This is a genomic window from Vreelandella sp. GE22, assembly GCF_968212445.1.
This window is the reverse complement of record NZ_OZ309110.1, coordinates 2,454,848-2,465,084: the sequence shown is the minus strand read 5'-3', so window position 1 is coordinate 2,465,084 and position 10,237 is coordinate 2,454,848. Positions and strand designations below refer to the sequence as shown.

Annotated in this window: 8 protein-coding genes; 4 read left to right on the top strand and 4 right to left on the bottom strand. The window is 61.3% G+C overall.

All coding sequences use genetic code 11. The features are described 5' to 3' along the window. The first annotated feature begins 80 nt into the window (after positions 1–80). Positions 81–404, top strand: a complete 324-nt coding sequence (locus ACWHRL_RS11595; RefSeq protein WP_447893786.1) for a tryptophan synthase subunit beta like protein — start codon at positions 81–83, stop codon at positions 402–404. A gap of 18 nt (positions 405–422) precedes the next feature. Here the strand turns inward: ACWHRL_RS11595 and ACWHRL_RS11590 are convergent, their stop codons facing one another. The 3 genes from ACWHRL_RS11590 to ACWHRL_RS11580 form a co-directional block, all read right to left on the bottom strand. Then, positions 423–2,330, bottom strand: coding sequence for an EAL domain-containing protein (locus ACWHRL_RS11590; RefSeq protein ID WP_447893785.1), 1,908 nt, complete (start codon positions 2,328–2,330; stop codon positions 423–425). A 13-nt stretch (positions 2,331–2,343) separates the two neighbouring features. Beyond that, positions 2,344–3,048 carry a transglutaminase-like cysteine peptidase gene (locus ACWHRL_RS11585; RefSeq protein ID WP_447893784.1) on the bottom strand — a complete coding sequence of 235 codons (705 nt, stop codon included), beginning with the start codon at positions 3,046–3,048 and terminating at the stop codon, positions 2,344–2,346. A gap of 129 nt (positions 3,049–3,177) precedes the next feature. Next, positions 3,178–3,792, bottom strand: coding sequence for an arylesterase (locus ACWHRL_RS11580; protein WP_447893783.1), 615 nt, complete (start codon positions 3,790–3,792; stop codon positions 3,178–3,180). 133 nt (positions 3,793–3,925) lie between these two features. Here ACWHRL_RS11580 and ACWHRL_RS11575 point away from each other — a divergent pair, with 133 nt between their 5' ends. From ACWHRL_RS11575 to glyA, 3 genes are all read left to right on the top strand, one after another. Continuing rightward, positions 3,926–4,648: an ABC transporter ATP-binding protein gene (locus ACWHRL_RS11575; RefSeq protein ID WP_447893782.1), complete on the top strand. Its 723-nt coding sequence runs from the start codon at positions 3,926–3,928 to the stop codon at positions 4,646–4,648. Continuing rightward, a complete protein-coding gene (locus tag ACWHRL_RS11570) occupies positions 4,641–7,202 on the top strand; it encodes an ABC transporter permease (RefSeq protein WP_447893781.1) in 2,562 nt (853 codons plus the stop codon). Before ACWHRL_RS11575 ends, ACWHRL_RS11570 begins: the two co-directional genes overlap by 8 nt. Before the next feature lie 224 nt (positions 7,203–7,426). Next, positions 7,427–8,692 carry a serine hydroxymethyltransferase gene (gene glyA, locus ACWHRL_RS11565; protein ID WP_447893780.1) on the top strand — a complete coding sequence of 422 codons (1,266 nt, stop codon included), beginning with the start codon at positions 7,427–7,429 and terminating at the stop codon, positions 8,690–8,692. Positions 8,693–8,763: 71 nt separating this feature from the next. On the opposite strand, the gene ACWHRL_RS11560 is transcribed toward glyA, so the two are convergent. Further along, complete coding sequence (locus ACWHRL_RS11560; protein ID WP_447893779.1) at positions 8,764–10,194, bottom strand: phosphomannomutase; 1,431 nt, start codon at positions 10,192–10,194, stop codon at positions 8,764–8,766. Positions 10,195–10,237 lie beyond the last annotated feature (43 nt).

The following is a 10,237-nucleotide window of genomic DNA, read 5'->3' as shown; positions in this document are numbered from 1 at the left end:
CCAGCCTTGCAAAACGAAAGGCCGCCTCCGGGCGGCCTTTTTAACCTTGAATATTGGGTCATCAAGAAAGGGTGGTTGCGATGTTTTATATCAAACGCAATGCGGCGGGTGCGATTGTGCTTCTCAGCAAAGAGGCGTCCAGCGAGTTCTCGGAGCAGATAGCGGCCGACGACCCGGAGGTGCTGGCGTTTCTGGCGGAGCAGCCCGGATCCTCGGCCAGCTTCCTCGCCTCGGATCTGGCCTTCGTGCGGGTGGTGGAAGATTTGATGGAGGTGTTGTTGGATAAGGGCGTGATCTCGTTTACCGACTTGCCCGAGGCGGCGCAGAACAAGGTGATGCAGCGTAAGTCGCTGCGCTCCAAAAAAAACGTCAACCTGATCAGTGAGGACGGCGGTATCATTTGATACCGCCGTGGGCCTGGATCAGGCGGTACGAACGCCCGGGCCGGTAGCGCCATCCAGGCCCATACGGAAAAGCTGGCTCAGCTCCTGCTCGGTCGTTACCCCTTCGGCAATCACCAGAATGCCCAGCGAGTGGCAAAGCGTGGTCATGCTTCGCAGAATGCTCTGCTGCTCGAAGGATGCATGAATGTCGCGCACCAGGCTGCTGTCCACCTTCAAATACGAAAGACCGATATCCTGCAAGTCGGCAAGCCTTGTGAACGCCGCCCCCACGTGCTCGATCCCGAATTGGCAGCCCAGGTGGCGTAGCGCCGAACAGAACCCGCGGAAGCTGGCAATTGCGTAGGGGTCGAGGGTGGCGGGTATTTCGAAGCAGAGCCTGGGGGCCAGAGCGGCGTTTCTTTCCAACAGCGTACGCAGCTCGGTCACGAACTGCGCGTTGGTGATGGTGGCGATGGAAAGGTTGATACCCAAGGTCTGACCGGGCTCGGCACGTAGAAGCTCCAGCGCCTGCTGGATGACGGCCTTGTCCAGCGAAGCCTCCAAACTGAAGCGTGCAAGCCAGGGAATGAACACGCCGGCGCTTTGCCACTGCTCGGCCAGTTCAAGCCTGGCGGGGCTCTCGTAGTGGAGCACGTTTTGGTGGTTGTCCAGTACCGGAAAACGGCCGAGCTGGGGGCCTTGCTGGATGGCCAGATCCAGCGCCGAGCGCCAGTCCGCGTGGGTAGCAAACAGCGCCTGATGCTCGCGCTCACGAACGATTACGCGGGTCGCTGGTTGGGCGCTTTCGGCCTCGGCCAATGCGGTATCTAGCGTTGCCAGCAGCACGCTTCGCTCATCACTGGATGAGTAGCTGGTAATCGCGGCGGGCAGGCGCACCTCGACCACGGGGATGTTCGCCGTGGCAGCCGCAAGCGCTTGGCAAAGCTCTTCGTAAAGTGCCTCTATATGGCTTTGATGCGGCAACACCAGCATGAAATCGCTACCGTTCAAACGACCCACCAACGCTTCTTCCGAGGTGGTATCCAGCACTTCCAACTGCTTTACGAGCGCTTTCAACAAGGCGTCCGTTTCATCGTGGCCGAGTCGTTGGTTCAACTGGGGTAAATCCTGTACCCGCACCATCACCATAAGACCGTTTGCCCGGGCGTCGTCGCTATCCAGCAGCGCGGCCAAGCGCGCCATAAAGACATCCCGGCTAAGTGCTCCGGTCAGTCGGTCTTGTTGCAGGTCACGGCGCAGCTCGTCAAGCTTCTGGCTTTCGTGGGTCAGCATTTGACGGACATTGTTGGATAGCGCATTCATGGCGCGGGCGACTTCGCGAAGCTCGAGCGTACTGGGCTCTTGTATGGTCGTAAAACGCCGGGCGCTGATATCCCGTGCCTGGGCGACCACGCGGGTCAACGGGCGCCTGATGCTGCTGACGATCACCGCCGCAGCCGCCAGGCTCGCCACCCCCGCGGCGATGAACCAGCCGGCCAGCTCCAGAAAGCTTTTCCAAAGCGCGGCGTAGGCAAAGCTATACTGGCTTTCAAGGGTGAGGGTGCCGAACTGGCGCCAGCCATCCTGAATGGTGGCCTGGCCCGGCGGAATATCAAAGCGCACGAGCGCACGAAACCAACCGGGGACACCCCCCTGGTACGCGTTGGCGGCGCGCTCGATCAGAACATCACCCGCGGTGTCGCGCAGCACGATTTGCTGGTAGTAGCCGGTATCGAACTGCGCCGAGATCAAAAGCTCGAGGGTCACGATGTCCTTATCCAGCTGGCTCATCGAAAGCGCCAGTGCCGTGGCATTGTCCTCATTCTTGATGCTGATTTCCTGCTCGATATAGCCACGGCTGGTGGTAATGCTGATCGCAAGGCTTCCAATAAAGGAAAGCAGCAAAAGCCCTATAATAGCCAGCCAAAGCTGTTTGATAAGCGACATACGGCACGTCCTTCTATAAAAAGCCTTGTGATTGCATACGCTCTAAAGCATTTCGCCAGCGCGAAAGCCGGGCAAGCGGGTCAGCACGCGACTGTGATGAGCCGCCGGCCCATAACCCTTCGCTGTTGAAACTGAAAAGCGGGTCCAGGTCGGTACGCTGCGAAGCAGGAGAAATCGACGGTGCGATATTGTCCAGAATGAGCGGCTCCGCGTTAGGCGTCGCGTAGTAGCCTAGCACCATATGCGCCTGGGTGACTTGGCTGCGGCCTATCCGGGCACGCACGTAGATCATGCGCAGGCGCTCGCCGGGCACACCCAACTGCTTCAGAGTAATGTATTTAGCAATGGAGTAGTCTTCGCAGTCGCCCTGACCCTTGCCCATGGCCTCGAGCGGGGTCGCCCAGTAATCCTCTTCGCCCCAGGTGACAATGTCGTCGACCCAGCGAATGTTGCGGTTAAAGAAGTCGTTGACTTCACGCAGCTGGGTTTGGATATCTCGATTGGCCGCCCGCTCCAAGAGTGCAAACCACCCCTCCAGCACGCTCACACCGGACTGCCCATAGAGCGCGCTCATCCGCTGGCGTAAGCGCGCCGGATCGTAGGCCGAAGCACTAAAGGGAAAAAGCCCCAGCCCCGCGCCCAGCGCCAATAGACCGGCGCCGGTCAACAGCGCCCGTCTAGAGAGAGTCGGTCTGGAAGAGGGTGAACACCTGGGCATGGAGGCCTGGCCGCCGTCAAATAAAGCTTAAGATTACAAGTTAGCGGCCGGAAGTGCTATAACCCTCATCATAAAAAGAGTTGAACGGTATGAGTAAAATAATCCGCAGTGTCTACGCGCTGGCATCACCTAGTCAGCGTTGTCCAGCAGCGGCTCGAGGGCGGGCCATACGTTGTCCATGATAAGAGGCTGGGCCTCGGCGGTGGGGTGGATGCCGTCGCTTTGCATGAGCTCGCGGTTTAGCGCGATATTTTCCAGCAAAAAGGGGACCAGCGGAATATCGTACTCATCGGCCAGGGAGTGATAAACGCCGGTGAACGCGTCGCGGTAGGCCTGGCCGTAGTTGGGCGGAATATCGATACCCAGCAGCAGCACCTGGGCATCGATTTGCTGGCTTTGTTCGATCATGCTGGCGAGGTTAGCGCGCATTTGGCCCGGCGGCAGACCGCGCAGGCCGTCGTTGCCGCCGAGCTCCAAAAGAACGATGTCCGGCTCGCGCTTACTGAGTATCTCCTCGAAGCGCTCGGCGCCACCGCTGGTCGTCTCACCGCTGATACTGGCGTTGACCACGGTTGCCTCATCTTCCAGGCGCTGCTCCAAAAGCCTGACCCAGCCCTGGTCTTGTTCGATACCATAGGCCGCACTTAGGCTGTCACCCATGACCAGAAGCGTTGGCCGGATGTCGGCGCTTGCCAGGCTCGCGTTAAAGATGACTACCAGTGTCAGTAGTCCCCCGGTTACCATGCACGTAAGCCTATGCCACGTTAAAGGGATGCCACGCTTCATGTCCTACTCCTCTGAACCGGATACGAGATCGTCTGCTCATCTTGGTACTCAACAACAAAGCTTAACTGATGACCCGGCGTCATCGCACGCCTTGGGTGCAATACAAGGGCCGCCGGTGCTGCTGGCCGAACAGCTTTGCAAGCAGGTGAAAAGCGGCGAACGCTCGCTGACCATTTTAAAGGATCTTTCGCTGAGCGTTGCCCAAGGGGAAAGCGTGGCGATTTTAGGCAAAAGCGGGGCAGGGAAGTCGACCCTTTTAGGCCTTCTGGCCGGGCTCGATACGCCAAGTGACGGCGAGCTGAGCCTGTTTGGTCATCCCTTGAGTCGTCTGGACGAAGATGGCCGTGCGGCTCTGCGCGCCGGGCGTGTGGGGTTCGTGTTTCAGAATTTTCAACTACTGCCAACGCTCAGCGCACTGGAGAACGTGCTGTTGCCGCTGGAGCTTTCGCCGCGCGCCGGTGAAACCCAAACCGCGCACGCCTGGCTTGACCGCGTGGGGCTTGGCGAGCGCGTGGCGCACCTGCCCAAGCAGCTTTCCGGTGGCGAGCAGCAGCGCGTGGCCATTGCCCGGGCCTTCGTGACCGATCCCGAATTGGTCTTTGCCGACGAGCCCACCGGTAATCTGGACCCGGAGACCGGCGCTCAGGTGATCGACCTGCTTTTTACGCTGAACCAACAGGCCGGTACCACCTTGATTCTGGTCACCCACGACCACGCCCTGGCACGGCGCTGCGACCGCTGTCTGCGGTTGGAAGGTGGACAGTTGACGCCTTTCGACCCAGGCCATGTCACCCAAGGCGGTGTCGATGAGTAGTGTGAATTGGCGCTTGGCCGCGCGTAGCCTGAAGCGGGATCTGCGCGCCTCGGACGTGCGCGCGCTATTCGTCGCCCTGGTGTTGGCCGTAGCAGCTTCGACCATGATCGCGTTTTTCCTCGACCGCCTCGAACGCGGTCTCGAGCGTCAGGCGGGGCAGATGATGGGCGGTGACCTCGTTCTCGAACAGCGCGAGCCCTTCGATGATGCGCTGCGCGCGACCCTCGAGCAGGCCGGTTTTGCGCTGAGCGACCAGGTCGACCTGGTATCGATGATCAGCCGCGGCGAGCATTTTCAGCCCACCAGCCTCAAGGCGGTGGACGATGTTTACCCCCACTACGGCGTCACCCTGGTCGACTTTGGCCGCGGCGCTGAAGAGATCGCCTCCGGCCCGCCAACCGGCGAGGCCTGGGCCGACCCGCGGCTTGCCGAGCTGCTCGAATTGACGCTGGGCGAAAGCGTTCGAGTCGGCCAGACCGAGCTTGTGATTACTGGTATCCTGGAGCGCGAAGCCGACCAATCCGCCGGGTTTAGCAGTTTCAACCCACGCCTGATGCTCAATACCGCGGATCTCGACGCCACCGGGCTCATCCAGCCGGGCTCGCGCATCGAATTCGAGATTCTAGCCGCCGGCCCGCCCCGCGCCCTCAATAGTGTACAGCCACTGCTGACCGAGTTGAGAGAAGCCGGGGTGGAGGTGCGCGACGTGCGCGTGGACCGCCCCCAGTTGGGTAACGCTCTAGCGCGGGCGGAGAGCTACCTGGGCCTGGCTGGGCTTGTGGCCGTGCTGCTGGCCGGTGTGGCCGTGGCCATGTCGACCAAACGTTACGTAGAGCGCCACCTGGACACCGCCGCACTGCTGCGCTGTTTTGGGGCCAGCCAGTACCAGCTCGTGACGATCTTTGCGCTACAGCTTTTGGGGCTTGCGCTGATCGCCTCGCTGCTGGGGGCGCTGTTGGGGCTGGCGGGCCAAGCGGTGCTTTTGTGGCTGTTGGCGCAGTTTTTACCACTGACGCTCCCACCGCCGGGCATCATGCCGCTAGGCCTGGGTGTGCTGACCGCGCTTGCCGTGCTGGTCGGGTTTGCCGGCCCTACGCTTTTGCGTATCAAACAGGTGAGCGCGCTCAAAGTTCTGCGCCGGGAGCTGGACCCGGTGCCTCCAGCGGCCTGGCTGGTAGTCGGCGTGGCAAGCCTGGTATTCGGCGGACTGTTGTGGCTTTACTCGGGTAGCTTCTCGCTAGCCCTGGGGCTTTTGGTGGGCGGCGCGGTGCTGCTAGGCGTGCTGTGGGTGGTCAGCGCCTTACTGTTGGGACTGGTTCTCAACGCCGTGGCGCGGCTTTCCGGGGCGACGCCCTTGAGTCAGGCGTTCCGGCTGGGCGGCCGCCAGCTCGCCCGGCGCAAACAGGCAGGAAGGGGGCAGCTGCTGGCATTCTCCGTGACGTTCTTTGCCATGGCCATGATCGTGCTGGTGCGTGGCGACCTGTTGACCACCTGGCAAAGCCAGCTGCCCGAGGATACGCCCAACTACTTCGCGATCAACATTCAGCCCAGCGAGCGCGACGCCTTCGACGCCATGGTGTCGCCGCGGGTGGATACCCAAAGCGCGCTCTATCCCATGGTGCGCGGGCGTATCACGGCCATCAACGACCAGCCCCCGCGCGACGCCGTACCCGAGGATGCCCGGGGCGACGGCGCGCTGCGCCGCGAGCTCAATCTGACTTGGCAAGCAACGCTTCCCGAGGGCAACGACATCGTCGCTGGTCAGTGGTTTGAATCAGCGGCCAATGCCTCCCAAGGCTTTATGAGCGAAGTCGACGCGACCCCCGGTGCGGCCACCGTTCCCATCTCCGTCGAGCAAGGCCTGGCCGAGCGACTCGGCCTTGCGCTGGGCGATACGATGGCGTTCTCTATCGGCGGCGAGGCGATCGACACCCGTATCGCAAGTCTTCGAAGCCTCGACTGGGATAGCTTCAAGCCCAATTTTTTCGTGATCTTCCCGCCCGGCGTGCTGGAGAGCTTTGGGCACAGCTACATTACCGCGTTCTATCTTCCCGAGCGTGAAGAGGGCCTGATTTCGCAGCTGGTCAGGGATTTCCCCGGCGTGTCGCTTTTGAACGTGGACGCCATCCTCGGCCAGGTGCGCGACGTGTTGGGTCAGGTTACCCGCGCCGTCGAGCTGATCCTGCTGCTCGTCCTCATGGCCGGGGTCAGCGTGCTGTACGCAGCCCTCACTGCCAGCCGCCCGGTGCGCGCGCATGAAAGCGGGCTTTTGCGCGTATTCGGCGCGGGCAATCAAATGATCTCCCGCGTGCAGGGCGCCGAGTATGCGCTTTTGGGCTTCGCAAGCGGCTTGATGGGCGCCTTTTTAGCCGAAATCGCCAGCGCTGCGCTTTACCTTTACTGGCTGGATCTGACACCACGCGTACACGTTGCGCTGTGGCTTGCGCTCCCGTTGGGCGGGGCGCTACTGATCGGCGTGATCGGCCATGTGCTGTCGCGAAGCCTTCGCCGCCAGGCGCCGGCGGCAAGCCTTGGTCTGCTGGGTGAGGCTTAGGTGGGGGGCGGTGAATGGTGAATGGTGAATGGTGAATAGTGAATAGTGAGTGGTGAGTGGTGAGTGGTGAGTGGTGAGTGGGGGCGTGGTTTGAAGGGGGTTGTGAAAGGGTTTTATGAAAGGACTTCATGGTGTGGCTGAGTCGGATGCGATGAAAGTCGCCTCTGGCTGAGGTATCATGGCTGCCTTGCTTTTACTGATGCCCTAGCCTACGAGGTTTCCCCATGTTCAGCCGCGATATGACCATTGCCGGGTTTGATGATGCGCTTTTTGAGGCCATGCAGAAAGAAGAGGCCCGCCAGGAAGATCACATCGAACTGATTGCCTCGGAAAACTACGCAAGTCCCCGCGTACTCGAAGCGCAAGGAAGCCAGCTCACCAACAAGTACGCCGAAGGCTACCCAGGTAAGCGTTACTACGGCGGCTGTGAGTTCGTGGACATCGCGGAAAACATGGCGATCGACTACGCCAAGGAGCTGTTCGACGCGACTTACGTCAACGTTCAGCCCCACTCCGGCTCTCAGGCCAATAGCGCGGTGTTTCAGGCGCTGGTCAAGCCCGGTGATACCATTTTGGGCATGAGCCTGGACGCCGGCGGCCACCTGACTCACGGTGCCAAGCCCAACTTTTCCGGCAAGCACTACAACGCCATCCAATACGGCCTGAACGATCAGGGTTTGATCGATTTTGATCAGGTGGCCGCGCTTGCCCGCGAGCACCAGCCGAAAATGATCATCGCCGGCTTCTCCGCCTACTCGCAGATCATCGACTGGGCGAAATTCCGCGAAATCGCTGACGAAGTGGGCGCCTACCTGCTGGTGGATATGGCCCACGTCGCCGGCCTGGTCGCGGCAGGTGTTTACCCGAGCCCGCTGCCCCACGCCCACGTGGTCACCTCCACTACGCATAAAACCCTGCGTGGCCCGCGTAGCGGCGTGATTCTGTCCGCCGAAAACGACGCGGATATCGAGAAGAAGCTGCAGTCCGCTGTCTTCCCAGGCGGCCAAGGCGGCCCCTTGATGCACGTCATTGCCGCCAAGGCGATTTGCTTCAAGGAGGCGATGGCACCCGAGTTCAAGACCTATCAGCAGCAGGTCGTGAAAAACGCCCAGGCCATGGCGAAGGTGTTCATCGATCGCGGTTTCGATATCGTCTCCGGCGGCACCGAAGATCACCTCTTCCTGCTTTCGCTGGTCAAACAGGGCGTCACCGGTAAAGACGCCGATGCCGCGCTGGGCCGCGCGCATATCACCGTCAACAAGAACGCCGTTCCCAACGACCCGCAAAGCCCGTTCATCACCTCGGGCCTGCGTATCGGCACCCCGGCGGTGACCACCCGCGGTTTCGGCGAGACCGAATGTAGCGAACTCGCCGGCTGGATCTGCGATCTGCTGGACGTACTCGCCAGCGGCGATGACACGACCGCGGTCGAGGCCTCGATCAGCGAGAAAGTCGCGAAGGTGTGCCAGCGACTGCCGGTTTACAAGTAAGCGTTAAAACGTTTTCCCCGCTGGGGAGGTTAAAACGGGTGCCTAGCGGCACCCGTTTTTTTGTTGTCTTTTTAAAGCGCTTTTAGGGTTTTCAGGCAGTGCTGCACTAGTTGATGGGCGCGCTCGCTCGAGCCGGCTTCCACGTAGCAGCGAAGCTCCGGCGCGTTACCGGAGGGGCGCAGGTGAATGATCTCGCTATTTTCAAACGTGGCGCGCAAGCCGTCGGTAGTGTCCAGCGCGCTGATAGCGGTTTCAACGCCCAGGGTGCGCGCCAAACGTTCGGGCTCGGCTTGCCACTGCTGCAACAGTTGCTGGCTTTTTTGGGTCGCAAAATTTTTGAGCCGGTCGCTTGCGGTGTAGCGCTCGGGCAGGGCGTCGTTGAGCGCGGAGAGTGGCTTTTGCGAGCGTGCTGCCTCTACCATTAGGGTCAAGGCGGGCAGCAAAGCATCGCGGGTGGGCAGGGCGGCTAGCGTGCGGTGCTGCTGCTGTAGCGGCGACTCGAGGAGAAAGCCGCCGTTTGCCTCGAAGCCGGCCACGCGCTCGAACTGCGTGCTCAGTCGTTGCATTGCCGCCAGCACATAGGGCGAGCCAATACGTGTGCGCTCGACGGTTTCAAAAGCGCCGCACGCCTCGATCGCCGTATTGCAGCTAACCGGCACGGCCAGTGCCTCGATGCCGAGCGTCCGCGCGCAGAGCAGGCCCACGATATCCCCCCGAAGCCAGGTGCCGTTCTCGTCGCCTAGCAATGGGCGGTCGCCGTCACCATCCGTTGATAACAGCGCGTGCAAATCGTGCTGCAAAGCCCAGGCGCGCCCCAGGTCCTGGTCTTCTTCGCTCACCGCTTCGGTATCGACCGGTACGAAGTCGTCGCTGCGCCCCAAAACGATGACCTTAGCCCCCAACGACTCTAAAACGTGTGCGTTGAGATCCCGGCCGGCGGCGGAGTGCTGGTATAAGCCCACGCGCCACCCTGCCAGCGGCTTGCCGTCGAACCAATGCGTGTAGCGAGCGGTGTATGCCTGGTTGGCCGCGTCGGAAACGGCTTCTCTGGCCGGTGGCGCCAAGGGAGGCATCGCTACGCTACTGGCTAGAATCGCCGCTTCGTCGGCTTTGGTGATTTCTCCATCCGGGCGGTAGAACTTGATACCGTTACGATCAAACGGAATGTGGCTCCCTGTAATCATGATGCAAGGCACCTCATCGGCCATCGCCTTGAGGGCAAGCGCCGGGGTGGGGAGAACGCCGTAATCATCCACCGCGAGTCCCAGCGCCTTGGCCGCACTGGTACAGGCCGCCGCCATGGCCGGGCTGCTGGGGCGCCGGTCCATGCCCAGCGCGATCCGCTCGACCTTCGCGCCGGCGCGCATCGCGTCGATAAAGGCCACGGTAAAAGCAGCGCATACCTGATCGGTGAATTGCTCCACCAGGCCCCGCGCGCCGCTGGTGCCAAAGGCGATGCCGCTTGCATCGATAATCTCGGAGGTGGTGGGGGAAGCGTTCAAGAGCGTCTCCTTTTAAAGGAATAAAGTTAGCGTGTCCGGCATT

What these genes read in the sequence shown, in the direction of transcription:
- ACWHRL_RS11590 (WP_447893785.1), bottom strand. Translation starts at nt 2,330, where the DNA reads ATGTCGCTTATCAAACAGCTTTGGCTGGCTATTATAGGGCTTTTGCTG.
- glyA (WP_447893780.1), top strand. Translation starts at nt 7,427, where the DNA reads ATGTTCAGCCGCGATATGACCATTGCCGGGTTTGATGATGCGCTTTTT.
- ACWHRL_RS11595 (WP_447893786.1), top strand. Translation starts at nt 81, where the DNA reads ATGTTTTATATCAAACGCAATGCGGCGGGTGCGATTGTGCTTCTCAGC.
- ACWHRL_RS11585 (WP_447893784.1), bottom strand. Translation starts at nt 3,048, where the DNA reads ATGCCCAGGTGTTCACCCTCTTCCAGACCGACTCTCTCTAGACGGGCG.
- ACWHRL_RS11580 (WP_447893783.1), bottom strand. Translation starts at nt 3,792, where the DNA reads ATGGTAACCGGGGGACTACTGACACTGGTAGTCATCTTTAACGCGAGC.
- ACWHRL_RS11570 (WP_447893781.1), top strand. Translation starts at nt 4,641, where the DNA reads ATGAGTAGTGTGAATTGGCGCTTGGCCGCGCGTAGCCTGAAGCGGGAT.